This window comes from Bacillus sp. FSL R7-0685 (genome assembly GCF_038002425.1).
Taxonomy (GTDB): Bacteria; Bacillota; Bacilli; order Bacillales; family Bacillaceae; genus Bacillus; species Bacillus subtilis.
In genome coordinates, this window is the sequence record NZ_JBBOCN010000001.1 from 2,040,527 (window position 1) to 2,065,857 (window position 25,331).

The 25,331-nt window shown below is 38.5% G+C and carries 27 protein-coding genes and 3 pseudogenes; 12 read left to right on the forward strand and 18 right to left on the reverse strand.

Annotation, left to right across the window (positions count from 1 at the left end; translation table 11 throughout):
• The first annotated feature begins 290 nt into the window (after window positions 1–290).
• Complete coding sequence (gene hpaB / locus MKY50_RS10255; RefSeq protein ID WP_021481406.1) at window positions 291–1,742, forward strand: 4-hydroxyphenylacetate 3-monooxygenase, oxygenase component; 1,452 nt, start codon at window positions 291–293, stop codon at window positions 1,740–1,742.
• A 36-nt stretch (window positions 1,743–1,778) separates the two neighbouring features.
• On the opposite strand, the gene exlX is transcribed toward hpaB, so the two are convergent.
• On the reverse strand, window positions 1,779–2,477 hold the full coding sequence (gene exlX / locus MKY50_RS10260) for an expansin ExlX (RefSeq protein ID WP_003231419.1): 699 nt from the start codon (window positions 2,475–2,477) through the stop codon (window positions 1,779–1,781).
• A gap of 269 nt (window positions 2,478–2,746) precedes the next feature.
• Complete coding sequence (locus MKY50_RS10265) at window positions 2,747–3,424, reverse strand: YoaK family protein (protein WP_004399503.1); 678 nt, start codon at window positions 3,422–3,424, stop codon at window positions 2,747–2,749.
• Between the two features lie 172 nt (window positions 3,425–3,596).
• On the opposite strand from MKY50_RS10265, the gene MKY50_RS10270 reads away from it, so the two are divergent.
• Both MKY50_RS10270 and MKY50_RS10275 read left to right on the forward strand, forming a co-directional pair.
• A complete protein-coding gene (locus MKY50_RS10270; protein WP_004399365.1) occupies window positions 3,597–4,634 on the forward strand; it encodes a polysaccharide lyase family 1 protein in 1,038 nt (345 codons plus the stop codon).
• Between the two features lie 249 nt (window positions 4,635–4,883).
• The gene (locus tag MKY50_RS10275; RefSeq protein WP_163130807.1) at window positions 4,884–5,567 is read left to right on the forward strand and encodes an SOS response-associated peptidase; all 684 of its coding nucleotides are present in this window, start codon (window positions 4,884–4,886) and stop codon (window positions 5,565–5,567) included.
• 332 nt (window positions 5,568–5,899) lie between these two features.
• Here MKY50_RS10275 and MKY50_RS10280 read toward each other — a convergent pair whose 3' ends face one another.
• From MKY50_RS10280 to MKY50_RS10300, 5 genes and pseudogenes are all read right to left on the reverse strand, one after another.
• Window positions 5,900–6,205, reverse strand: coding sequence for a membrane protein (locus MKY50_RS10280; RefSeq protein ID WP_004399414.1), 306 nt, complete (start codon window positions 6,203–6,205; stop codon window positions 5,900–5,902).
• Window positions 6,206–6,432: 227 nt separating this feature from the next.
• The gene (oxdD, locus tag MKY50_RS10285; RefSeq protein ID WP_003231409.1) at window positions 6,433–7,611 is read right to left on the reverse strand and encodes an oxalate decarboxylase; all 1,179 of its coding nucleotides are present in this window, start codon (window positions 7,609–7,611) and stop codon (window positions 6,433–6,435) included.
• Window positions 7,612–7,733: 122 nt separating this feature from the next.
• Complete coding sequence (locus MKY50_RS10290; protein ID WP_341116607.1) at window positions 7,734–8,216, reverse strand: DUF4944 domain-containing protein; 483 nt, start codon at window positions 8,214–8,216, stop codon at window positions 7,734–7,736.
• 24 nt (window positions 8,217–8,240) lie between these two features.
• Window positions 8,241–8,360 (reverse strand): annotated as a pseudogene (locus MKY50_RS10295) (hypothetical protein); the annotation flags it as partial.
• Window positions 8,361–8,389: 29 nt separating this feature from the next.
• Window positions 8,390–9,145 carry an N-acetyltransferase gene (locus tag MKY50_RS10300; RefSeq protein WP_029318075.1) on the reverse strand — a complete coding sequence of 252 codons (756 nt, stop codon included), beginning with the start codon at window positions 9,143–9,145 and terminating at the stop codon, window positions 8,390–8,392.
• A 313-nt stretch (window positions 9,146–9,458) separates the two neighbouring features.
• On the opposite strand from MKY50_RS10300, the gene MKY50_RS10305 reads away from it, so the two are divergent.
• A complete protein-coding gene (locus MKY50_RS10305) occupies window positions 9,459–9,815 on the forward strand; it encodes a hypothetical protein (protein WP_080265378.1) in 357 nt (118 codons plus the stop codon).
• On the opposite strand, the gene MKY50_RS10310 is transcribed toward MKY50_RS10305, so the two are convergent.
• The 3 genes from MKY50_RS10310 to MKY50_RS10320 form a co-directional block, all read right to left on the reverse strand.
• The gene (locus MKY50_RS10310) at window positions 9,774–10,007 is read right to left on the reverse strand and encodes a hypothetical protein (RefSeq protein WP_341117306.1); all 234 of its coding nucleotides are present in this window, start codon (window positions 10,005–10,007) and stop codon (window positions 9,774–9,776) included. The genes MKY50_RS10305 and MKY50_RS10310 overlap by 42 nt on opposite strands.
• Window positions 10,008–10,111: 104 nt before the next feature.
• A complete protein-coding gene (locus MKY50_RS10315) occupies window positions 10,112–10,609 on the reverse strand; it encodes a hypothetical protein (RefSeq protein WP_106073473.1) in 498 nt (165 codons plus the stop codon).
• A gap of 100 nt (window positions 10,610–10,709) precedes the next feature.
• Window positions 10,710–11,621, reverse strand: a complete 912-nt coding sequence (locus MKY50_RS10320) for a VanW family protein (RefSeq protein WP_076457984.1) — start codon at window positions 11,619–11,621, stop codon at window positions 10,710–10,712.
• A 346-nt stretch (window positions 11,622–11,967) separates the two neighbouring features.
• On the opposite strand from MKY50_RS10320, the gene MKY50_RS10325 reads away from it, so the two are divergent.
• The 3 genes and pseudogenes from MKY50_RS10325 (at window position 11,968) to MKY50_RS10335 (ending at window position 13,613) form a co-directional block, all read left to right on the forward strand.
• The gene (locus tag MKY50_RS10325) at window positions 11,968–12,450 is read left to right on the forward strand and encodes a DUF2975 domain-containing protein (protein WP_341116610.1); all 483 of its coding nucleotides are present in this window, start codon (window positions 11,968–11,970) and stop codon (window positions 12,448–12,450) included.
• A 9-nt stretch (window positions 12,451–12,459) separates the two neighbouring features.
• Window positions 12,460–12,713: pseudogene (locus tag MKY50_RS10330) on the forward strand (helix-turn-helix domain-containing protein).
• A 105-nt stretch (window positions 12,714–12,818) separates the two neighbouring features.
• The gene (locus MKY50_RS10335; RefSeq protein ID WP_116316668.1) at window positions 12,819–13,613 is read left to right on the forward strand and encodes a DUF817 domain-containing protein; all 795 of its coding nucleotides are present in this window, start codon (window positions 12,819–12,821) and stop codon (window positions 13,611–13,613) included.
• Between the two features lie 116 nt (window positions 13,614–13,729).
• Here MKY50_RS10335 and MKY50_RS10340 read toward each other — a convergent pair whose 3' ends face one another.
• A complete protein-coding gene (locus MKY50_RS10340; protein WP_021481419.1) occupies window positions 13,730–14,602 on the reverse strand; it encodes a LysR family transcriptional regulator in 873 nt (290 codons plus the stop codon).
• A gap of 100 nt (window positions 14,603–14,702) precedes the next feature.
• Between MKY50_RS10340 and MKY50_RS10345 the strand changes: the two genes are divergently transcribed.
• Window positions 14,703–15,581 (forward strand): DMT family transporter, encoded by an 879-nt coding sequence (locus tag MKY50_RS10345; RefSeq protein WP_076457988.1) that lies wholly within the window; start codon window positions 14,703–14,705, stop codon window positions 15,579–15,581.
• Window positions 15,582–15,754: 173 nt separating this feature from the next.
• Here the strand turns inward: MKY50_RS10345 and MKY50_RS10350 are convergent, their stop codons facing one another.
• Both MKY50_RS10350 and MKY50_RS10355 read right to left on the reverse strand, forming a co-directional pair.
• Window positions 15,755–16,186 (reverse strand): hypothetical protein, encoded by a 432-nt coding sequence (locus MKY50_RS10350; RefSeq protein WP_042975982.1) that lies wholly within the window; start codon window positions 16,184–16,186, stop codon window positions 15,755–15,757.
• A gap of 263 nt (window positions 16,187–16,449) precedes the next feature.
• On the reverse strand, window positions 16,450–17,082 hold the full coding sequence (locus MKY50_RS10355) for a type 1 glutamine amidotransferase family protein (RefSeq protein WP_046381095.1): 633 nt from the start codon (window positions 17,080–17,082) through the stop codon (window positions 16,450–16,452).
• A 255-nt stretch (window positions 17,083–17,337) separates the two neighbouring features.
• Between MKY50_RS10355 and bla the strand changes: the two genes are divergently transcribed.
• On the forward strand, window positions 17,338–18,258 hold the full coding sequence (gene bla, locus MKY50_RS10360) for a class A beta-lactamase (protein ID WP_341116614.1): 921 nt from the start codon (window positions 17,338–17,340) through the stop codon (window positions 18,256–18,258).
• Between the two features lie 261 nt (window positions 18,259–18,519).
• Here bla and MKY50_RS10365 read toward each other — a convergent pair.
• Together MKY50_RS10365 and MKY50_RS10370 are read right to left on the reverse strand one after the other, a co-directional pair.
• A pseudogene (locus MKY50_RS10365) lies at window positions 18,520–18,609 on the reverse strand (SMI1/KNR4 family protein); the annotation flags it as partial.
• A gap of 106 nt (window positions 18,610–18,715) precedes the next feature.
• The gene (locus tag MKY50_RS10370) at window positions 18,716–19,069 is read right to left on the reverse strand and encodes a DUF3221 domain-containing protein (RefSeq protein WP_230488193.1); all 354 of its coding nucleotides are present in this window, start codon (window positions 19,067–19,069) and stop codon (window positions 18,716–18,718) included.
• A 163-nt stretch (window positions 19,070–19,232) separates the two neighbouring features.
• Between MKY50_RS10370 and MKY50_RS10375 the strand changes: the two genes are divergently transcribed.
• Together MKY50_RS10375 and MKY50_RS10380 are read left to right on the forward strand one after the other, a co-directional pair.
• On the forward strand, window positions 19,233–19,454 hold the full coding sequence (locus tag MKY50_RS10375; protein WP_341116616.1) for a hypothetical protein: 222 nt from the start codon (window positions 19,233–19,235) through the stop codon (window positions 19,452–19,454).
• Between the two features lie 403 nt (window positions 19,455–19,857).
• The gene (locus tag MKY50_RS10380; protein WP_038429095.1) at window positions 19,858–20,121 is read left to right on the forward strand and encodes a hypothetical protein; all 264 of its coding nucleotides are present in this window, start codon (window positions 19,858–19,860) and stop codon (window positions 20,119–20,121) included.
• A gap of 358 nt (window positions 20,122–20,479) precedes the next feature.
• Here MKY50_RS10380 and ppsA read toward each other — a convergent pair whose 3' ends face one another.
• Window positions 20,480–23,080, reverse strand: a complete 2,601-nt coding sequence (gene ppsA / locus MKY50_RS10385) for a phosphoenolpyruvate synthase (protein ID WP_341116619.1) — start codon at window positions 23,078–23,080, stop codon at window positions 20,480–20,482.
• Between the two features lie 669 nt (window positions 23,081–23,749).
• Window positions 23,750–24,391: an endo-1,4-beta-xylanase XynA gene (gene xynA / locus MKY50_RS10390; RefSeq protein WP_192858429.1), complete on the reverse strand. Its 642-nt coding sequence runs from the start codon at window positions 24,389–24,391 to the stop codon at window positions 23,750–23,752.
• A gap of 310 nt (window positions 24,392–24,701) precedes the next feature.
• Between xynA and MKY50_RS10395 the strand changes: the two genes are divergently transcribed.
• Window positions 24,702–24,950, forward strand: coding sequence for a hypothetical protein (locus MKY50_RS10395; RefSeq protein ID WP_015251937.1), 249 nt, complete (start codon window positions 24,702–24,704; stop codon window positions 24,948–24,950).
• A gap of 77 nt (window positions 24,951–25,027) precedes the next feature.
• Here the strand turns inward: MKY50_RS10395 and MKY50_RS10400 are convergent, their stop codons facing one another.
• The gene (locus tag MKY50_RS10400) at window positions 25,028–25,267 is read right to left on the reverse strand and encodes a TM2 domain-containing protein (protein WP_003231362.1); all 240 of its coding nucleotides are present in this window, start codon (window positions 25,265–25,267) and stop codon (window positions 25,028–25,030) included.
• Window positions 25,268–25,331: the final 64 nt, after the last annotated feature.

Below are 25,331 nucleotides of genomic sequence, written 5' to 3' on the forward strand. Positions count from 1 at the left end.
GAAATAAAATATGTTCAAGCGCGTTTGAATCCAATTCGCTTACGCTCATGTCCATAATATCGACACGTGTTATCAAGTTTTATAGTGATATTCTTATATGAATAAGCAAATTCTTTACGTCTCTGAACTTACAGAAAAACCTTAAGTAAAATTTGCAGTCTTTTGCGGTATGTAAGTCACTCTTATTCGTTTTTCTAAAAAAGGCTTTTCCCACCTCAAATTGGCTGAACCGGCTGTTTTCTCGAAAATATAATACAATACGCAGCATAATATGAAGGAGCGAAACTTAAATGGGGATCATCAATGGTAAAGAATTCATTGACCGATTGAATAAACTAGAAAACGAAATATGGTATGATGGCGAAAAAATAAAGGGTAACATTTCTGAGCATCCTGCATTTAAAGGAATAATCAAAACAAAAAGCTCACTTTATGAATTGCAAACAAAGGATGAGTTAATACATGAAATGACTTATTGCCTTCCTGGAGATCATAATCGAATCGGCCTTTCCTATCTCCAGCCTAAAACCAAAAATGATTTAAAAAAAAGAAGGAACATGATTGAACATTGGGCTAGACATACTCACGGAATGATGGGGAGAAGTCCGGATTACATGAATACGGTTATGATGAGCTTTGCTTCGTCAGCGGAGCTTCTCAAAGAAAAAGAGAATTGCTTTCCTGAACATATACTAGATATGTATGAACAAGCTGCTAAGCATGACCTTTCCTTTACCCATACATTCATTACTCCGCAAGTGAACCGGTCACAGTCCTATTTTGGGCTAAGTGAAAAACCGATATCTGCTAAAGTCATTGATAGAACCGAAAAAGGTTTAATGATTCATGGAGCACGACTGCTTGCAACACAAGGCGGGTTGACCGATGAAATCTTGGTTTTTTCAGCGCCTAAATTTTTCTTTGAAACAGATGAAGCTTATGCTTTTTCAATCCCTTCTAATACAAAAGGCGTAAAATTCATCACAAGAGAATCATTTGTATTAAGCGACTCTTCCTTTAATCATCCCTTAAGCTCAAGGTATGAAGAAATGGATTCAATTGTGGTTTTTGATCATGTGTTAGTGCCGTGGAATCGTGTGTTTTTTTACGATAATGCGGAAGCAGCTAAAGATTTTATGACAAAAAGCTCTTTTCATGCCTTTACCTTTCACCAGGTTGTCATTAGGCAAATGATAAAAATTGAATTTCTATTAGGTGTTGCACAGCTTCTTGTCGACACCATTAATGTTTCCGAATATCAGCACATCCAAGAAAAGCTCTCAGAAATCATTGTGGGATTGGAAACAATCAAAGCGCTCATTGACAAATCGGAAAATGATGCTCAGTTAGATGAATTCGGCTATATGCGCCCCTGTTTAATTCCTCTTCAAGTCATCAGTACAATCATTCCTAAGCTATATCCTCGATTTACTGAAATCATACAATTAATTGGAGCTAGCGGAATGGTGACACTGCCTACCGAAAATGCATTTGACTCAGAGATACGGGAAGATCTTGACCAATATCTTCAAGCAACCAATACAAATGCTGAAGAACGTGTGAAAATTTTCCGTTTGGCATGGGATTTAACAATGAGTTCATTCGGAACTAGACAAACTCACTACGAAAGATATTTTTTCGGAGATCCTATTCGGATTTCAAGCAGGCTGTATACCAGTTATCCAAAGCAGGAGCAGTTGAACATGATTAAAACATTTTTACATGCAGATGCAGAACAATGAAAAAACAGCGGGAAAAGATCCGCTGTTTCGTATTTTTTATTCAGGAAACTGAACATGGCCCGGTACTGTATAGGCTTTGGACGTTCCGCTTTCAGGCAGCTTTGGAATGGTGTCTTTCACAACTTTTCCGCGGATGTCAGTCATTCTGACTTTGAGAGAGCCAGTACCTAAATTCGTACTCACAAAATGGTTATAGTCCATTTTCTCCATGTTGATCCACTTACCATCCTTTTCATATTCCATTTTCATAACAGGATACTTGTGATTTCTGACTTGGATTGCTGCCCACCACCTGCTGCTGCCTTCTTTGATCCGGTACGTGAAATTGCCGGTGATTGGGGCTTTGACAACACGCCATTTAATATTGATTTTTCCGTCTTTCATATTGCCGATTTTACGGAAGGCATTAGGTGACAGATCAAGAGCTCCCCGAGCGCCTTCGGGATAAAGATCAGTAACATATACGGTTGTTTTCCCTTTTGGCCCTTCAACTTCCAAATAAGAGCCGGCAAGTGCCGCTTTTACTCCTCCGTAATTGAGATCCGCCGGATTTATTGCAGTAATCTCCATATCGGAAGGAATGGGATCCAGCAGGAAAGCTCCTCCTGAATAACCTGACCCTGTATACGTTGCATAACCTTCATGCAGGTCGTCATATGCTGCCGAAGCTTGCGGGGAAAAACAGAAGATCGTCAACAAAACCATACCAACAAATGCACTCATGATCTTTTTCATATTTGGTCCTCCTCAAACCAGACTTCAAATGAGAATCATTATCATTATAAGACTCAATCCATCTGGTTTGAAAGAGGAAATAGATTCATAGATGCTTTTAAGGCAAATTCACTATCATTCATATATCAAATGTAGGTAGTTATGAAAAAGCCAATACAAATGAACGAATGTGCACTTCAGCCGAATGTCTTATTTTTCCCTCTCAAAATTCGCACTTCAATAACGAAATGAAACAGGCTGTTGGCCTGATAACAGCTATACAGGAAAAGCTATTTTTCCCCGCTCAGTTTCAACTTAGCTGTCATCATGATGCCAAAGATCAGCACAATCGGAACCCAAATAATGAAGTGATAAAAATCAGGCTCAGCCAGAGCAACAATAATAGCCCCCACACAATATAAAATAATAGCCAGTGCTCTTAACACAGTATCTCTTAAGAAAGTCTTCTTTTGCTTCTTAAAAAACAAACGGCCGGATATATCCTCTAAAAGAGAAGCCAAAGTGCCGGTCAACACAGTTGAAGAAATACCTGCGATCCCCAGTTTTTTTGCTGCTGTAGTTTGAATCCCCATAGAAATGCTCATGAGTATAATTAGAATGTGCACAGGAACAAATGCCCGGTAAAAAGAAAGACAAGCAAAGACAAACAAAATGAATGCTTCAAGTGCGAGGGCTTTTGTCACAGCAGAAGGCCAAAGGGTATTTTCCGCCTTTCCGACCATCAATGTAGCAATGATCACGCCGCATATAAATCCGATTAGCGCAGTCAAGGAATTAAAAACAGTGACCTGAATGGATTTGCCGATAGCTAACCCCAATAATACAATGTTTCCAGTCATATTAGCTGTGAACACATGTCCCAGGCTTAAATACCCGATTACATCCACGATTCCAGCTGTTAAACATAAAAGTGATAGCAAGGTGTTTCGATAAGCTGCTGCAGTCAACGGTGTATCAATCCTTTCTTCTATTTCAATTGTTAGTATGTCTTTTGGCGCAATCTCTATTTTTTAAGTAACCCAACATTAATTAGGAAGATAGAACCTATCATTCCTTTCCATTAACTGTAATAATAATCCCCGCAAGGAAATGATTAAAATTGAAAGGAAGCATATTGTGATGAAACGACTTTGTTTATGGTTCACCGTCTTTAGCTTGTTTTTGGTTCTCTTGCCTGGAAAAGCATTAGGTGCAGTCGATTTTCCGAATACCTCAACAAATGGCCTTTTAGGTTTTGCCGGAAATGCCAAAAATGAAAAAGGCATCTCTAAAACGGGCACAACGGGTGGAAAAAACGGGCAGATTGTTTACATTCAAAGCGTAAATGATTTAAAAACCCATCTAGGAGGATCCACTCCGAAAATTTTAGTGCTTCAAAATGATCTTTCCGCATCTGCGAAAACAACAGTTACCATTGGCTCAAATAAAACACTCGTGGGCTCTTACGCGAAAAAAACGCTGAAAAATATTTATTTAACAACTTCATCAGCTTCTGGAAATGTCATTTTTCAAAATTTAACGTTTGAACACAGTCCGCAGATTAACGGAAATAATGATATCCAGCTTTATTTAGATTCCGGTATGAACTATTGGATTGATCACGTCACATTCTCAGGTCATAGCTATAATGCAAGCGGAAGCGATTTGGACAAACTCGTGTATATCGGAAAATCCGCAGATTATATCACGATCAGCAACTCAAAATTTGCGAATCATAAATACGGTTTGATTTTAGGATACCCGGATGATTCCCAGCATCAATATGACGGCTACCCCCACATGACAATCGCCAATAATTATTTTGAGAACTTGTATGTTAGAGGCCCAGGTCTGATGAGATACGGTTACTTTCATGTTAAAAACAATTACAGCAATAATTTTAACCAGGCGATTACAATTGCTACAAAAGCAAAAATATATTCCGAATATAATTACTTTGGGAAAGGCAGTGAAAAAGGCGGCATCCTTGACGACAAGGGCACTGGTTATTTCAAAGACATAGGCAGCTATCCATCACTCAACAAGCAAACCTCTCCGCTGACTTCTTGGAATCCTGGGTCAAACTATAGCTATCGTGTCCAAACGCCGGAATATACAAAAGAATTTGTCACGAAATATGCCGGATCACAAAGTACAACTCTGGTATTTGGCTACTGATATAAAAGAGGCCCTGCGTTAAAAACGCTGTGCCTCTTTTTATACTTATAGGCTATTTTTAAGCGATCCTTGTAACTCCATCAAGATCCAGCGTCGGTCAAACTAAAAAGCATATGTTTTTTCCACATAACTTCTTAAATGGCTTTCTTATTATACCAGTTTATCGCAAGTAAAAAGAAATCATTGTCCTGTATTAAATGAACGTTCGTCCCACAAACTATTCAAAAGCCCCTAAAAAGGATGATGGATATGTGCGGCAGGTTTACTTTGTACTCTGCATTTGATGATATTATTGATCAGTTTGACATCGATCAATTTTTTCCTAAAGGTGAATACCAGCCAAGCTATAATGTCGCACCATCACAAAACATCCTTGCAATCATCAATGATGGATCAAATAATCGCTTAGGCAAGCTTAGATGGGGACTTATTCCACCTTGGGCAAAAGATGAAAAGATCGGTTATAAAATGATCAATGCTCGAGCCGAAACAATTACCGAGAAACCGGCCTTTCGAAGACCGCTTGTCAGCAAACGCTGCATCATACCAGCAGACAGTTTTTATGAATGGAAACGGCTTGATTCCAAAACCAAAATCCCAATGCGGATCAAATTGAAATCATCTGCTCTTTTTGCGTTTGCTGGCTTATATGAAAAGTGGAGCACACATCAAGGAGATCCTCTTTATACCTGCACCATCATAACAACTGAGCCTAATGAGTTCATGAAAGATATACACGACCGAATGCCGGTTATATTGGCCCATGATCATGAAAAGGAGTGGCTTAACCCCCAAAATACAAGCCCTGATTATCTGCAAAGCTTGCTGCTGCCTTATGATGCTGATGACATGGAAGCATACCAGGTTTCATCATTAGTAAATTCACCTAAAAATAATTCAGCTGAGCTTCTTGATGCAGAAAATCATATGTAGTGATTGAAATTCTCTAGCAAGAACTTGTCAATAGCTTTGTTCCTTAGGTGCCAATCCCTCTAGTAATTATGAATATTTAGTATATAGATCAATTAGTTTTCGATATCAGTTCGAAATAATTTTATTATGTAAACTTAAATAAGCAATGTTATCCCTTTCATATAAAATAGTTTACATTTTTATAAAATCGCTTCACCTTTCTATTTTGTCAGCAAAAAAACTGAACCACATTAAACTTATGAAACCTGCCGCACCTGTGATTGCAAATATGATATAAGCCCATAGAGGTAAATCCATACACTTTCCCTCCTAAGAATTAAATGAAATTTCTTTCATCTTACATGGAGGTCTTCTTTCTTTTGTTTATCCAGTGTAATACTTAATAATATGTTGATGAATGCAGCTGGGAAATATATAAATCCCACTCCAAGAATGCCTAGTATCGTACTTAAACTTACTATGTAATTCTTTGTCATCGTTTGACTATCAATCAATATTAGAAGTGAAATCAATCCAGCTAAAACACCTATAAACCAAGCATCGCCAACAGCATAAGAATCATCCAGCATCCCTAACCATCGCCCCAATATAGAGCTCCCAATGGCAGTCAAACTGGATAAAAATATGAGTGCTTTCATTTCTTGTCCTCCTTTAAAGCCAATCAAACTGGTAGAAATCGGCCATTGAATTCCCATTATCGAATGGTTATCATTTCCACATTAACTTTTTAAAGCTCATTACAATACGATTCAAGCAGAAAAACCCTACATAACGTATATATAGGGATTTAATAAAACACTGGCCAAAATTCAGGTCTATTTACTTTAAAAAGATATGAAAGGCAGCTGTGTGATCTGTTCGTCTTTTACGTACCGGGATATTTCACAACAGGCACTTTCTTCTTACGCAGAGAATCAAGCATGACTGATCCAGCATTCAAGTTGCTTTGCACTAATTCTTTAGGCGTCAATGCCATCCACTGATTGAGTGACACATCTGCATAGCGGTTACTTTTGAACATTTCTAAAAACCATAATGTTTCTGTACCAGTATTTTGTATATAGTGGCCAGCATTAGAAGGTACGTATCCAACGTCGCCTGCTCTATAATCAAATGTGCGGGCAGTCCCATTTCCGATAAATACCGTCATTCGTCCCTGTCCTGTTAGATAATATTGCCACTCATCGCTATTGGGATGCCAATGAAGCTCTCTCATCGCGCCAGGCTCAATCTGAACAAGTGCAGCGGCTATCGTTTTTGAAATTGGGAAGTTAGAAGAATCCACAATTCGTACACTCCCCCCTGGCATTTGAATTGGGGGTTGATTTAACAGCTCGTGTTTAAAGGTCATGGGGACTTTTCCATATGGTGACTGAATGTCTTCACTCGCGACTGATCCCGGCACATTCCCTTGGTAAATATAGACTTGCTCAGACGGAAGAGAGTTGAAAGCATTCTCTGGGACACCGAAATTTGCAGACAGAACGTCTTTTGGTGTGTGTGCAAGCCAATCTGAAATGGTTAACGTTGAAAACTCAGAAAAGTTTCCATCATCGAATACGAGCAGAAACTCGCAGTGTTCCAATCCCTGTATGGAATGCGGAATTCCTGCTGGGAAGTACCAAAGGTCGCCGGGACCAACATCAGCAATGAAATTTCGTCCGTCTTGGTCAACAGCGGTGATACGTGCCCGTCCCAAAAGCATATAAGCCCACTCCGCTTGCTTATGCCAATGAAGCTCACGGACGCCTCCCGCAGTTAAGCTCATGTTTACACCTGCAATCGCAGTCGAAATCGGAAGCTGTCTGACGGTGATTTCTCTTGACCAGCCGCCATGATCTAATTTCATGGGAGCGTCTGAGAATGAAAATCTCAAGTTAGGAATCATACCCTCATCTGTAACAGGCGGAACAAATATATTCGGATTTTGAATATCCCGTATTATATTTCGCGGGCCTGTATCAATAGCTCCAGCTCCATCACTTCGAATAGGCTGCGGCACGTTTCTGTCTTCATGATTGATTGGTTGTTGTTCCAACAGCATGCACCTCGTTTTAGAAATGAACAAGATTTTATTTCAGCCTATGCAGAATCTTAGATTGCTGTGCCTAGGAATCCGCAAATAAAAAAGTGACCACCAATGTGATCACAAATACATCAAATAAACTATTTTTTATACCATGGCTTCTTATGTAATTTGATTGCTTCTGTCTGTTTTTTCTGGCCTGTCTTCCACTCCACTTTCACTAATACATCATGTCCTATCACTTCATCTTCAGGCATATAATCAAAGGTGGCAATATGGTCCTCCATGCGTCCCCCACCTGGCATTTCATCACCTGTGTATTCTGACAAATCATAATTTTCCCTGTCATCATACATTTTACCATCTATGTATAAGGTGATTTTTTCTATGATAGTCCTCTTTTCGTCCTTCTTACTCCCCTGCCAATACAGATTTAGAAAATAATTGGGTCCAATTGAAGTTTTTCCTGATTTTTCAAGGTTAGACATCCACAGTCCGCTTTTCCCGCTGCCCTCATATTTCACTTCGTTTCCTGACACCATTACAAATAATGTGGTGATGCAGATGATCAAGAATCCAGCAATGATCAATAGCCATTTCTTAATATTGTTCTTTTTTCTCATGTTTTCCCCCACTTTCCTAACTTTTTAGTAGGAAAATATGATCAAAATGTTACCGAAAACAAAATAAAAAAGGGCTAATGATCTAACAGATGACTGTCTAAACTTTTGACTTAAATTAAAGTGCTCTCTAAAGACAAGATTAAAACCTTAAAATGGCTTTTTATTATTAAAAATCAAGCTAGTGTATTAAGTAACTTTTCAAATTTATTTACACTCATGATCTCATGAGTCACAAATCTCCCATCAAAAAAAACGCTAAAAGTTGTCCAAATAGCTGGTGACTTTTGTGCCTCTTCTTTCGATGATAACTGAATTGACTGAAATTGAACCCCTTTCTTTTCAGTCAATTCCCGCAAATCATTTATCATGCCCACTGCAAACGGACACTGAGCTGTATAGTATATCGTAATCCCCTTTTCATTGATAGAATCACTTTTCACCTGGCTCTTAAATGCAGGAGAAGCTGCAAGGCCATTCCAAGTCAAAGCCATTAATTGAAAATAAGGGGCAGCTTCATCTTGTAGAGTAAACCCCATATGCTCAAAGAAATGCTTATCACTTAAATAGGGCAGTTTTTTCTTGCCTGCGATATGGATAATGCCATCCATGCCGCACGCTTTCGCATCTGCTATACATTTGTCCAACAATCGTTTCGCATGACCGTTATTTTTATATCTGCCAGACACCCACAGACAATTAATGTACATAAAATTAGGCGCATTGACAGGCACCCATGCCTCATTCGCAGGTAGATATTCAATAAAGACTTTTGCCCGTTCATGTAAGCGATAGAACACCAATCCTTCATCCATTCGAGCTTTGAGCCATCTCTTCTTTTCATTAACTGCATGCTCATATTGTTTCGCGCCTAATGCACAGCAAATATGATTGTCTTCAATATTGTCCTTTGTGATTTCAATGTAGCACATCTCCTCTTTTCCCCCTTTAACATAATTTCATGGAATTCAACTTTCGCTGGCACACTTTACATGCCTAATAGAATAAATACCCGTTCCAACTTAAATACTTTTTCTTTTCCATTTTGCCAATTAACTGTAAAACCCTTCTTTTATTCAGATATTATCTTGATTCCTATATCACCCATTTCAAATCCAAAGTGTGTTCATCTTTGAGGATTAGATGCACTGCTTATGCTATAAATACAGTACACGAAGTTTATATTTGAAGTAATATTTGTTACGGGACAGCAATAGTAAATAAGTGATAAAAGGGGAATTAAACTTGGTGGAAAAATGTTATTCTTGTTTAATTTGCGGATACAAAGGATTAATTCAAAATCCTTTGTATAAAGGCGAGTATCAAAAAACGTTTGACATTTGTCCATGTTGCGGTTTTGAATTTGGCTACAGTGAGGATCATGATGTGAGGTTAGGTTTTATTGTAACTCCTGATCATTTAATTGAGGCTGCATTTCAATTGTATCGTAAACAATGGATTGAGAGCGGGATGGTAATTGCTCATCCGGAAGATATTCCAGAAGAATTGAAAAATGGCAATTGCTTAAAATTTGAAGTTTTGTTGAAACAATTGAAAAAACTAAATCTTGACATAGAAAATTTTGAAATTAGCGGTTTTTAATGATGAAACAGGTTGCACTTGTTTAGGTTTCACTGTCATTATCAGTAAAATGTTAAGTTGAAATGCGCAGTCAGTCACAAAGTCTCTATTCGTATTCAATAAAGACTTTGTGATCATCAACAAACATTTCACTCCCATCGGATAATGTATCCAAAACTCTGGTTCTTCTCTATAGTCATAAATCACAGTCACTTTAACATTTGACTCAGCTATGATTGGTTTTCCAACAATTATTTTCATTTTTTCCTCAGGCAAAGTAAGAGATCGAATCACCAAAGCCATTCCATCTTTACTGTCTAATTAACGCCATCTTCAGTGAATTTAAAGGTCTGTTTTAAATTGCGTCCTTCTTGCCCCTTCTGTGTCCAAATTATAACAACCTCTAATTCAGAGGCCTTATCTGCCAGCATAAAATGATTGAACTTCAGCAGTGAGCCATCATTTAAACTTTCAGCTAACATTTTAGAATCTTCTTTTGGTTTGACACAATTTTCATCGGGACATCCAAAAAGCGAAAACCTTGTGATTGAATTAGGGTCATTTCTATACAATTGCACATCCACTGTAGCTGCTTTTTCCCCTATATTTTTGACTTCCAAGGAATATACTTGATATTCTCCTTTTTGAGGTCTCGCAAATTCCTTTGCATTTTTTGCTTCACTTACTTTTACTGACCACTGGTCTGTTTTTTGTGTAATAGGCAACACCGTAAAAGTCAGGGCATGCGCTTTTGATTGGCAAAACGTAAATCCAACTGCTGTAAAAACAATTACAGAAAATAATACCCTTTTCACTTCATTTATCCCTCCTTCCTTTCACTGGCCGTTCCTTAAAGAATTGATTTTGAGCAATCTACAAGCTCTCTTAACCAAAACCTTACCTGAGGTTTTGTCTTTACTGCTCTGCATTTATTTCTTTCGGTATCCGAGATGGAGCTTTGGGGATTTTTCTCAATTTGCTGTTAATCACATCAGAAGAGTATAGCGTAATAATCATACTTCCCCCATACCTTTTTGCCCGAATTAAGATTGGTTGGTTATATTGGTTTTGAAAGCGAAAGTCAGGACCTCCCCAGCTTACCGTCGCATCCCGTCCGGGCGGTACATATGGTACACTTCTAGTATGAGAATAGCGCTGAACGATCTGCAGTCCTGCACGATCGACTGCATTAAATAGAGTTGAGGACACCTGACAAATTCCTCCTCCTACACCTTCAGACAACTCCCCTTTTACAATAATGGGTGCACTTTTATATCCTTTGTTCCGAGTTCTCATTCCCACAACTTGGTTAAACGAAAACGTCTCATTAGGGAAAACAACGTGATTGTCGATTGCTTTTGCAGAAAGCGAAATATTGTGTGAACGGCTTTTATTGCTTGAGTTAAAATACGTCACGTACTGACCAAGCTGCTGCGTACTGATGTGAGCTAGCAGCTCGCTGTCAACTTTCGGATAAATGTTCATTTCCGGCACTTCTATCTCGGAGGGACCTTGCCCATAAAAATACGCATAAAACTTTTCCATAAACGCCTGTTGATACAGTTTGTAGCCAACCCTGCCCGGGACGATGCTTCCATGATCGTTAAGGACAGCATTTATCGGCTCACGGTACACTTTCTGATCAAGCTGTTTGATGAATTTACTGTATTTTTCATAGTCAACCATTGGAGTGCCGGGAAGAGGCATTGTAAAGTCTTCACGGTTAACAGTGGCAATCGTCCGTCCTTGCTGTGTGACCGTTAAACTGTCCTGCGGCTCACTCGGCTGAGCCAATAAAAAAAGACCAGTGATCAAAATTTGTATCATAAGTCGGTTTACCTCCCGATCATTAGTATGAACAGCCGCTTATCCTTTGATGTATTTCTTCCCATCGTTTGTTTGAATCTTTAGACGTTGATAAAAACCTTCATAAAAGAGCTTAGCTTTATATTCACACCGATCCCTGAGCTCACTGAGGCACACGGTTCATTCAGTCGGCAAGTTTGAAGTAGTTCAGCATCTCCCAGTGATGAGGGATGCTTTTTTGTCTTGTCAAAAATGAAAAGGGTCTCCTATAACAACAAAAAATCAATCCATTTCAATATTTTTTTATTGAGAAACGATAAATTTTTTGTTACATTCAATTAGACAACAAATAAATGAGGTGCTTGTTATGAATCGAATGTCGACAATTTTTTTAAAGATGGCTTTGGTTCTTATTGGAATTCCAATTCTTGCTTTATGCATTTTTTTAGTGCCTAAGATAGCCAACTATTCAGCAGAATTATTTCCAAATATCGCTTATATAAAATATCTCGTTTTCATCTATTTGTATGTAACGGCGATACCTTTTTACTTTGCTCTTTATCAAGCGTTCAAACTTTTAAGCTATATTGACAAAAACAAAGCTTTCTCGGGTTTGTCTGTAAGAGCTTTGAAGAATATAAAATATTGCGCAGTCACTATCAGTATCTTTTACGTAGCAGGCATGCCTGTCTTTTATCTGATCGCCGAGATAGACGACGCCCCGGGTATCATTGTGATCGGATTGGTTATTATTTTTGCTTCAATGGTGATTGCGGTCTTTGCTGCTGTTCTTCAAAAACTGTTAAAAGAAGCGATAGATATAAAATCAGAAAATGACTTAACGGTCTGAGGTGATGACATGGCGATTATTATCAACATCGATGTGATGCTTGCTAAGAGGAAAATGAGCGTAACAGAGCTTTCAGAGAGAGTTGGCATCACCATGGCTAATCTTTCGATATTGAAAAACGGAAAAGCAAAGGCTATTCGATTATCAACTTTAGAAGCGATTTGCAAGGCTTTAGAATGTCAGCCCGGGGATATATTGGAATACCGAAGTGATGAAGACACACAGGATTCGTAAAAAAATATGTAAGATCAACAGAAAAATAAAGTGATTGGCGGTGAGCTTATGGACATAAACTTATATCCATCTAGCTGCTATACTAAGCGTCCCTTCCATACACGAAGAACACAACTATGGAGGAGGCATACATCATGAGAGCCATAAAACAAATCGTTCATTTTGGCTGGGAACAAGCCCTTTCATGTTTGTTTCCTGCCGTTATTTTTGCCTCTTTGGCTATTACGCAAATCATCCCACTGCCCTTCTTGCCGCGATATGACTGGCTGCTCATTATCTGCGTTCTCATGCAATTGTGGATGGTGCGTTCCGGTCTTGAAACACGGGATGAATTAAAAGTGATCACATTATTCCACCTTATTGGGCTTGCTCTGGAACTTTTTAAAGTCCATATGGGCTCCTGGTCTTATCCAGAAGAAGGATACTCCAAAATATTTGGAGTACCTTTGTATAGCGGTTTTATGTACGCAAGTGTAGCCAGTTATTTGTGCCAGGCATGGAGAAGGCTTAAGGTTGAACTGGTTAAGTGGCCGCCTTTTTTTGCAGTTGTTCCGCTTGCCACAGCGATTTATTTGAATTTTTTCACCCACCATTTTTCTATAGACTTTCGATGGTGGTTATCTGGGCTTGTCATCATTGTCTTTTGGCAAACATGGGTTACATACGAGGTGAATGGAGCTCGTTACCGTATGCCGCTCGCACTTTCTTTTGTACTCATCGGATTTTTTATATGGATAGCGGAAAATATCGCTACGTTTTTTGGAGCTTGGAAATATCCAAACCAAATCGATACATGGAGTCTTGTACACCTTGGAAAGGTAAGTTCATGGCTCTTGCTAGTGATTGTTAGCTTTCTTATAGTAGCATCATTAAAACAAGTTAAGGAGCAGAGTCCCACAAAGGCAGAGATGGATGAATCTTTTTCTTAGCATACAAGGTCCCAAATAGAGTGAAAAGCAACGTTCAAATGGTTGCTTTTTTCTTTTATGTAACTCTGCCGGTGAGTATTCATCTTCTTCAATTTCATCGCAACACGATAACTGATTCAGATTACAACTGCTTTCAACACTTTGACAAACTCATGCGCCGCCGGCGTTATCTCTTCAAATGAATGTACGATGACGCCAATATCGCGTGTGACCCTAGGAAAGATGTCCTTTTTAATCAATTGATGCGGGACGGATGAAAGTGTAAAGTTTGAAATGATGCCGATACCCAAGTTATTTTTGACCATATTAATCAAGGTTTCGGCATTTTGCACAGTTAAGTTTTCCTTTAATTCGATGTTGTATTGCGAAAATGCGTTTGACATCGCGATTTCATGACCGCCTTTACAAAAAATGAGGTCATCTTGATATGTTTCAAGGTCGACATGCTTTTCAAGTTTTAACTCGTCACGCTGCGGCGGGATGACAGCCACCATATAGTCGTTACACAATAGCTGATTTTCAAACGGTTCAAATGGAGATGCTGCGATCCCGATATCAACCGTCCGATCCTCAACCCATCCTTTTATTTGGTCAGAGGTTCCTTCGATCAATTCTATGCGGATCAGCGGGTAGTTTGATCTGAATGCAGCAATCGCCTGTGGCATGATATTTGTTGAAACTGCAGGAAATGAACCGATTTTCACCTTCCCGTTTAACAGCTTGTTTTCCCGGTTGGCTACTTGATATATTTTGCTTTCAATTCCCTTCATTTGCCTCGCAAGCAGCAATATTTCTTTTCCGATGTCAGTCAGCATTAAACCATGATGTTTATCCCTGATCAATAATTTGAGCTGCAGTGAGCTCTCCAGGTTTTTTATCGCTTTGCTTACCGCCGGCTGAGAGATGAACAATTCTTTTGCCGCTTCTGTAATATTCAATTTCTCCCCGACTTTTACAAATATGTGAAGATGGTTCATATTCATAACCATTTGGTTATACCCCCAATAATAAAAATGTATTTCAGTTATACATAAATGTAACATATGATAGAAACCAGCACGATATTTAAACAAGAAAGGCGGCTTCATTATGGTAAAAGTTATGCTGGGTATCATATCTGTCACACTTATTTGGGGTTATACTTGGGTTGCGATGAAAGTAGGAATTCATGACATCCCCCCGCTTTTATTTTCGGGTTTGCGCCTGTTCATCGGAGCGGTTCCTTTATTTCTCATTCTCTTCATCCAAAGAAAAAAGCTTTCAATTAAAAAAGAACATCTCAAAAGCTATATCATCATGAGCCTCTTGATGGGGCTGGGCTATATGGGGATCTTGACGTATGGAATGCAGTTTGTCGATTCAGGGAAAACCTCTGTTTTGGTATATACAATGCCTATATTTGTTACGGTGATCAGCCATTTTACATTAAACGAGAGAATGAATGTGTATAAAACAATGGGACTGGTCTGCGGCCTCTTCGGACTGTTATTTATATTTGGAAAGGAAATGCTCAATATCGATCAAAGCGCTTTATTTGGGGAGCTGTGCGTCCTTGCGGCAGCGCTTAGCTGGGGAATTGCGAATGTGTTCAGCAAGCTACAATTCAAGCATATCGATATTATTCACATGAATGCCTGGCACCTTATGATGGGAGCCGTCATGTTATTGGTGTTTTCCTTTATATTTGAGCCGGTCCCTTCAGCCGAGTGGACATATCAAGCGGTGTGGTCATTGCTGTTTAATGGCTTGCTTTCCACCGGCTTTACCTTTGTCGTATGGTTTTGGGTGCTCAATCAAATCGAAGCGTCAAAAGCATCCATGGCATTAATGTTTGTTCCCGTATTGGCCCTATTCTTTGGATGGCTGCAATTGCACGAACAGATCACCATCAATATTATCCTCGGCGCACTGCTGATATGCTGCGGGATTTTTATGAATACATTTACATTTTCACGACGGAAAGTGTGAATGATATACATTTCCCCTGTCATTTGGGCTTCATGTGACAGGGAACGACTATTATGAGAAAGTCTTCTAGAATCCTGACGACAGCCTATTAAACAATGAAAAAAGCTAGTGTCTGCATGTGAGACATTAGCTTGGCTGGCGTTTAGGCCGGTGAGAATCTAGATTCTTTTTTATTACCATTCTGGCTGATCAAACTGAAAACCGTATAGACCTTTTACTTTAACATCTCCGCAATCTGGATCTTTTGTCAAAATCAAATAATGAGTCTTATAAGGCATCGTCTCAACTCGATCAGTTGCACTCAAATCAAAATGATCCCCTGAGAAGTTTTTTTCACTAACGGTTATTTCATATCCTGACAAAGTCATTCGCATGATTCTTGTGTTAATTGTACATCCTTCAGTATCGAAAATGGTGAATCTGTACCCAAAGTGAGATGTCCAATGGTTTGAATTTAGGTCATCAGACTTCATAAACCATTTTTCATTTTCTGTCATTGTAAAACTCACTTTTTCCTCATCTTTCACGATAACAGCCGAAGCTTCCCCTACATGGATAGTGAAAGCCAAAAGAAATGTAAAAGCTAACATCAACATCTTTTTCAAAAGAGTTCCTCCCGATATCTTTTACTTCAATATATTGGAAGGGTCTGTTCTGATCAAGACAGTCTTCTCCAAATGAATCTTTAGCACCATGAAATGAGCCTTAATAAGAACAGTTTTAACCCAAATCAAACTCTATTCGAAATAAGGCTTACCAATCTATATTCTTTTTAAAAGTTTCTGCATTTCTTTATATAGCTCCTAGACACATATAAAAAATGCTCCCATAAGTTCAGGAGCACTACAAAAAACTGCTAAAGTGTTTTCTATCGATTTATTGTATTCATTAGCTCAAAGAAGTATTCAGGCTTATAAGTCTTATTCAGCTTATACCATGAACGCAATGTATCTGGTGCAAATACATCTAATTTTTTCAATACTTCTACCGCAAATTCCAGAGGAGCAATTCCTGATGCAGTAACCAAATTTTTATCAGATACTGCAGGTTCCTTTTCATATAGTGTTTCTCCTTTGTAATTAGGGCAGACCATTTTCATATAGTCTAGGTCATTGCTTGTGTGCTTTCTCGAATTTAAGTATCCTTCATTCGCGAGGCCCAAGGTTGCCCCACAAATTGCAGCAATAGTCGTGCCGAGCTTTAAAGCGTCGCCAACTTTTTTCAAGATCGGCTGATGAATATCTTCTCCCCAAGTGTTTCCTCCGGGTAAAATGATAAGATCTTGACTCCCAAGAGTACATTCGTCAAGAGAAATATCTGGTTTTATGCTTAATCCTCCCAACGTAGTTATCATTTCTTTATTAACCCCTACTGTAACTACTTTTAAAGATGCTGCATCTTGTTTAAAGTATCTCCCTGAGTTTAGTTCCGCAATTAAATATCCATATTCCCAGTCTGACATTGTGTGAAATACGTAGAGATAAACTTTTCTCGTTTGCATCCAATAACACTCCAATCACAATTGATAAAGCTTTCTAATAGATGACTTTGCTGACAGCCATTGTCAGCATATGTAATCTGATTTGCCTATTCTTATATAATACCATGTAGGTGGGCAATTGCCCTTGTTCTCCCAACTTATTAAAAATATAAGATCAATTGATTCTATGTTTACTAGCGCAAAGGGGTTTGTTACACTAACTGTCATGGGAAACATTTCAAAGGTAATACAAAATCATTTGAATGAGGAGGCTTGATGAAGTTGAAAAATAAAGCGTCAGTAAAATTCGGAATATGTGTTGGGCTTTTATGTTTAAGCATTACTGGTTTCACACCTTTTTACAGCTCAACGCATGCCGAAGCAAAATCCATAGATGACACAAACATGGCAAGCTGTATAACGAATAAAAAATTTGTTCAACTTGAGAAAAAATTTGATGCCAGGCTTGGTGTTTATGCAATTGATACAGGTTCAAACAAGACAATCGCCTATCGGCCGAATGAGCGATTTGCTTACGCATCAACCTATAAAGTTCTAGCCGCAGCTGCTGTCCTGAAGAAAAACTCAATTGAAAAACTTAATGAAGTCATCCACTACAGCAAGGACGATCTTGTTACATATTCTCCAATCACAGAGAAACACCTAGATACAGGCATGAGCCTAAAAGAAATCTCGGAAGCGGCTATCCGTTACAGCGATAATACCGCTGGGAACATCTTGTTGCAACAGCTTGGCGGCCCTAAAGGTTTTGAAAAGTCACTGAAACAGATTGGGGATCATGTAACGAAAGCTAAACGATTCGAGACGGATCTAAACTCTGCGATTCCTGGTGATATTCGTGACACTAGCACCGCAAAAGCACTGGCAACCGATCTTAAAGCTTTCACTTTAGATAACACTCTCACGACTGACAAACGCACGATCTTAACCGATTGGATGCGAGGCAATGCTACTGGTGACGAACTGATTCGGGCAGGCGCTCCAATAGGATGGGAAGTCGGCGATAAATCTGGAGCCGGAAGCTACGGGACACGTAACGACATTGCTATCGTTTGGCCGCCTAACAGAGCTCCTATTGTTTTGGCAATTCTGTCAAACCGCTTTACGAAAGATGCTAATTATGATAATGCTCTTATCGCTGAGGCTGCAAAAGTCGTCCTTAACGATCTCAAATAAATGTTTAGCCTTTTGCCACTAAGGAAAAGACATTACTTTTTTAACTCCTACCGTTCATTTTTTGTTGAACGGTTCTTTCATAAGACCTCTAGAATCATATATTTAAACACCACAAAATTAAACGTTATTATAATTAACGGCAAGTTTTCATTTTATGGAACAAGTAAAGTTTGACCTGACAAGAATTAAGATTAAGCACCCTAAAATCCGTTTTCTTCTCCTTCAAGTAAACATACAATGCAGACAACTCTCTTAAGTCTCTTATTCTGTGACCAATTTGTAATACTCATTGATATTCGGACTCTCTTCCCAATATTTCGTCTCGTTCGAAGACACTAACATATCAAACCACTTGAATTAACATAACTGAACTTGATATTGGTCACTGGCAGTTTCAATGCAATAGAACAACATTTGTTGTCTCAGAGGTTATCTATATGAGAATTCAACAATTTTTTTATAATAATTCATATTTTTGTATCGTTGCACTTGGTGGATTTGACTCTTTTCGTGTATGGAACCACACTTTTATTTTTTCACCTCTTTTGAGATCATCTGTGTTATCAATCTCACTTAATCCTACAATTACTATGTTATTTTTAAACTTGTTCATAAGTTGTCCTTCAGAAAGATCGTAATCTTCTTTTACTGGAGTTTCTGTAGTGGTAATGAGAATTGCCCTATTATTGTCTTTAAGCACGACATAGCCTACTAGGCTCTGCATCTTTGTTTCGTCTCCGTTTTGTTCATTTTTATTGCAGCCTGCAAGGAAAATAATGAGCACTATCAAGCTTACTCCGATTTTCGGCAACCTTTCTCCCTCCCGTCATGTTTAACAATCTCACTCCATAACTACATATCAATAAACTGTAGTGTAAACCTATCCAGAAACTTCTTCATTTTTTCATATTGAATCTTTTACAAGCTGTTAATACACAGACTAAATCGGGTAAAAATTCGTAGAGGTGATTTCATTGAATGATGATCATAAAGTAACTCATTACTCTTCATTTATTTTTTCAACAATCATGGTATTGGCGGTCGCCATCTTTCCACAATACACTTCTTGGTTTGTAACAGTTTTCTTCTTTGGTTTTGCACTTATCTATACATTCCAAAAACATAAAACAAGTTCTTCAAAAGCAATATCTTATATTTCGTATTTTTTATTCATTGTTTCATTGATTTACACTTAAGTTAATATGTAATAGTAATCCTCCCTTTGTGGGAGGATTTTTTGTTTAAGCTTATTTCTAGGCTGCTTTTGGGCCACCTCTATCTATAATGATAAAACTATCTGAACCATTTTTTTCTTCCGATCTTTGTCTTCGTAAATAGCATTTTGGCGTGTCATTAATGTAATACCGGCCATTTTAAACTCTTTTTGATCTTTAAAATAAACAACAGGGACATTCACCAAACGGAGCTACTTCTTTTTGTTCTTTCTCAAATGTTTGTATGTGGTTGTCTTCGAACCATACCCTTACTCTTATTCCGCTAAAATCGAGATTTTTACTTTTTATGATCCATTATTCACTTTCAAAATAACTTCCAATTACAACATAATATATGTATAAATTGTAAATGGAGTTGATGTAATTGAAGATTAGGAAAATCTTATTGAGTTCTGCTTTATCCTTTGGCATGCTCATATCCGCGGTTCCCGCATTGGCTGCTGGCACTTCGTCTGAGGTTGCAGTAAAAAGTGGTGAATATGATTATGACACTATATACCGCATTAGTCCTCTTCCAATGGACTTCCAGCCAACAATAGAATACAACGGTTATACTTATACGCTTACACGTCATTATTTTGATTACTCAATCGGGTTTTACACGGCTATTTATACAAAAGTTGTTTAAATTTATAAAGGAGCTTTTTAGCTCCTTTTTCTCTTGTTTTAGGTATTTCTTTCTATGTGGTCCCCTATCAAATTCTCCAGTTCTCTTTGACACGAACAAAATCTAAAGTTTGGTTTTAAATGCTGGTAATAAAAAATTCACTTTAAAGAAGCGCCGCCCGCAAAATGCGGCTTTTGCACACTACGCCACTTTTATATAGAAAAGCCAGACCTCCTCCAAGAGGTTCCAGCTTTTCTTAATGTGCTATCGATCTTCGTTAGTTCAACGGGAACTTAATCATTCGGTACAAATGCAGCCTCCCAACTTCTAGTTAGGGCTGATGGCGGAATATCTGATGGCTCTCTACACACATCAGACATTATAAGATTTCAATGTAACCTTCTGTACCATGAACGCGAATTCGTTGCCCATCTTTTATCAGCTTGGCAGCATTTTCAACGCCAACAACTGCAGGTAAGCCATATTCACGGGCTATAACAGCTCCATGGGTCATCAGTCCCCCAACTTCGGTGACTAGGCCTTTTATGGATACAAACAATGGTGTCCAGCTTGGATCGGTAAAGGAGGTAACTAATATATCTCCATCTTCTAAATCAGCATCTTCCATGTTTAAAATGACACGCGCTCGCCCCTCTATCACTCCGGAGGAAACAGGTAGACCTACAATCGCTCCGGCTGGGAGATTTTCTCGTTTATACTCACCTGTAACGATTTCACCATCAGACGTGATAACACGTGGTGGAGATAGTTTTTCATATAATGTGTACTCGTCTTTTCGTGCGCTGATGATTTGATAATCCAGTTTATGTGTGCGTACGACTTCGTGAAGTTCTTCAAAAGTGAGATAGTATATATCTTCTTTTTCATGAATAACGCCCGCTTCTATGAGTTGTTCGGCTTCTTTCAGTAAAGCCTGCTTATAAACGAAGTATCGATTAACCATGCCGTATTTTGGATATTCCCTAAACCCGCTGAAATTCCGGATGATATCTATCGCTCGTTTTGTTTCTTTGGCTTTTTGTTCACCATCCGGTAATTGCTTCAATCGATCTAATAACTCTTGTTCTTTCTTCAAAGCTTCCTGTCGCCCTTGCTCAAATTTCCGATGGCCGACATTAGGCTCAAAATTTTTAATATTATTAAGAATCATTGGGACAAGTGTAGTTGGTTTTTCGCTCCATCGAGTTCTTGTGATATCAATCTCTCCGGTACATCGCATTCCGTATTTGCTGAGATAATCATAGATCGCGTCTCGGGTTTTGCTTCCGCCATCAAACTTAGCCAGTTCATCCAAAAAGTTATCATCTTTTACATGTTGTAAGTAATCAATTACCTCTGGATAAGGACGAATCACATCTGCGACGTCTAATAGCGCAAGACCCATTTCTGAAGTAATATTATGGGGTACAGATTGAGAAAGCGTATCTGCTGCGTTTTTTTCACCTAACCACTCGTTCATTTTTTCGTTAATCCATAATGAAGCATTCATAGCAGTTCGAATTAGAACCGAACTTTTTGGGTTAAATAAAATCTTCTTTAATTCCTGAATATCTTCCAGAATAAAACGAAATAAATCTGATCCTGATTTCGTTTTGATGTTTTGTTTTAACTCTTCTATCGATGTTTGACTGCTCTCAATCAAATCAGACACGATTGTCGGATCGTTTTCAACTTGAGCCGGCATATCTGCATTGCCTCTGCTGGGATTTGGTGCTGTTTTATCATTTGGTATCGACTTTATGAAATCTCGTCGCTTTATTATGGTCATAAGTGCGTCTTTTAAGAGCTGATCGTGCTGCCCCATGCCTTTTAAGAAAACTTCTCTGCTGTCAGGGGATGCCAGATGATGTGTGACATCAACAAATAGCCTTCCACCGGCTTTACGCATGGGTGCAACAGTCGTCAACAGAAAAAAAGACAATCCCAGTGGTTTTATGGGATCCGTCATCATTTGTTGATGACCAACAGAAATATAGACGTGATTTTCTTGGTCACTCGCTTCAGGGATGGGGAATAAAGTAGTGATTGGACGACTCTGTACAATATAAAAAGTATCGCGGGCCAAACACCATTCGATATCTTGCGGCTGGCCGAAATGAGCTTCGATCTGTCTTCCAATGCGTGCCAGCTGTAAAATTTGTTCATCAGTCAGTGTTTGAGCCTTTTGCTGATCAGAATCGATCTGCTGTGTTTCTGTTCCGCCTTCTTTTCGTCCGTAGATAGCCATTTTTTTAGTTGCTATTCTCTTATCGATGATTTGCCCATCCTGTACTTTATAACAATCGGCAGATACCAAGCCAGAAACCAGTGCTTCACCAAGTCCAAAACCGGCATCGATGGATAACACCTTTCGGTTGGAGGTAATCGGATCAGCGGTAAATAAAATCCCCGAAGCCTGAGGGAAAACCATCCTTTGAACGATAACGGATAAATAGACTTGGCTGTGGTCAAATCCATTTTGCATACGGTAAATAACCGCGCGATCCGTAAATAGGGACGCCCAGCATTTACTGATATGCTGCAAGATTGCATCGACGCCGGTAATATTTAAATAGGTGTCTTGTTGACCGGCAAAAGAAGCATGTGGTAAATCCTCAGCAGTCGCACTAGAACGCACGGCATAGGCATGTTCCTCGCCAAACTGGGAGAGATATTGAGCCACTGCTTTCACAACATCGGAAGGAATGTCTACTTCCATAATGATTTGCCGAATCTTCCGGCTGATGTTACCAATCTGATCTCGGTCCTCAACTTTTAGCATGGTCAATTGATCCAACAACACTTGTAACGTTTCGTTTTGTTCGATGGCTTTTTGATATCCTACTGTTGTGACACAAAATCCTTCTGGTACTTGTATACCTTGAATTTTTGATAATTCCCCTAAATGTAACCCTTTTCCTCCAACGAGCGAAAGCTGTGTTTTTTCAATTTCATGTAAACCGAGAACCAAAGAACTCATTCTACATCTCCCCTTCAAAAAAAAATATTGACAAGAGCTTCCTAGCAGGATATAATAAAATTATAAGATGGATATCTATAACTTTTTAACTAGAAAGCGCACGTAGTGTGATTATATCACCGTGTCTGTTTTTGTGCAATATAAAAAGAACCTGGGAAATTTCACCAGGTTCTTTTCTTAATTTCCATAGCTAGTCGCATTAAAAAACTTGGTTTGAGCTGATTCAATCCTCTAAGGAAATCCTAAAGTTGGGTTCTTTTTGAACTTACTTGCTTTGTTCGTAGAGTCCCCATTCATAAATTGGACTTTTTGTTCTTAACAGTCCCACCTTTAACTAGTATAAAGTTATGAGGATCTGGTTAACTACTAGATATTTTTATTTTGAATAAGGCTTATGTTTGATAAAGAAGGGTTATGTAAAGGTGTCTGTTGTGAGCAAGCGCTGACTACAAAAAATTGATAGCATTCTCATTTAAATACCATTCTATTAACCTATAGGGAAAGTTTTAAAACCAGATGGAGAATACCCTACCTCCAGCAATTCCAAGGCCGTTCACCTAGTAGAAAACAACCTTTAACCATTACTAACGATTTTAATAATCATTGATTATAAAACTTCTCAAGGAACGATCAGCAGCCCGTTAGCTACCCCTGATTAAGGATGATCTGTTACCACACTGTTACGTTAGAACTTCCACTACTTTGATATCCTTCTGTCGCCATGACTTGGTAAGCCCAATTACTGCCCAGATTCATTCCATGGCTCTTCCATGCGTTCACATGATTGCTGAAAGTGATTGTAGCGTTGCTTCCGGTTGGTCTCTTCGACTGGCGAACACTCCAGTACTGCGTAAAAGTAGTGCGATCGCCATCAATGGAAGGTGCGTTATAACGTGTAGTTGTATATATGTCATATGTACCCCCATCACTTTTTACAGTACCCTTATACGTTCCAGTAGGTCTATAAGTACCCCATGAATCCACTACATAATATTCTATGAGCGGTGATCTCGTCCAACCATATAAAGTTAAATATCCATTGCCATTCGGTGCCCAAACTCCGGCATTATAGTTTATCGTCCTAAATGGCGAACCTGTAGTCCAACCTTTACCAACAACAAAATTTCCGGTATTAGACCAATTAACACTGTAATTCCCGCCAGACCCATTGACAGCGTTTACTATACCGCCCCCATCAGTCCAATTTTGCCAGTAGTCTGTGCTAGCTGCAGAGACGGTTGCCGAAAACAAGCTAATACTCATTAAAGCTGCCGATAATCCAACTAAGAAATTCTTTTTAAACTTAAACATATGTTACCTCCTATAATATTTTTTTCCGACTTTGAGGTAGCACTCGTATATATTTAAAACATTCTTAATTACTAACGCCAAAGCTTTTGATCGTCCTCTTCAGTATAATACCACGAATTCATGAGCAAATATTAAAAGTATTTGTAATTTAATTACAAATACCTAGAAACACATTATAAGTGGTCTTCTTCCACCATATCCTGATCCTTTTTTCGTAGGATCACAATTCTTGTTTCTAATTCAGATGGAGTAATATCTGCAATGAATTCCCATTGAACCATTTCTATAAAGGAGATATACAGTAGAGATTGTGAAATTATTGTGCTGCCGCTTGTCTAATGAAGGGAAGCAAATCTATGAAGAATATGAAGAATATGAAGAACTGAAGAAGAAAACAATTAAGGTTATACTAAGAAAGAACTGCTCAATTAGAATTATTGACCAAAAATTTGAGGATGATAGCTTAGATCAGTTTTACAAAGAAGTTGCAAGATTTTTATTTGAAAGGACTCTGAAAAAGAAAAAAAGAATTGACAATCAGGGTAACTGTGGGATGTAACCGAGCCTCCAATTCAAAATAAAAATCTTTAAAATTCTTATTTTATTTAAAGAGGGACTGTATATCCCTCTTTAAAATTAAGCTTTAGATTGCTGCTGAAAGTAATAAAAATTGTACTTTTGATCAAACCCTTCTTCGCTACCACAAAGAAAAATAATGAATTCAATAAATGCGATAATAGAGGGGATACCAGTCCAGCAAAACAAAATATATAGAATACCTTGTCCTACTCTTCCCAAATAAAACTTATGTATTCCCAGACCCCCGAAGAAAAATGCTAATAATGCCGCTACAATTTTGTTCTTCTTGCTTACCATGACTTCCTCCTAGTTCATTGCTACCATTTTTAAAGTAATGCTTTCACATTATAATGCATTTTCC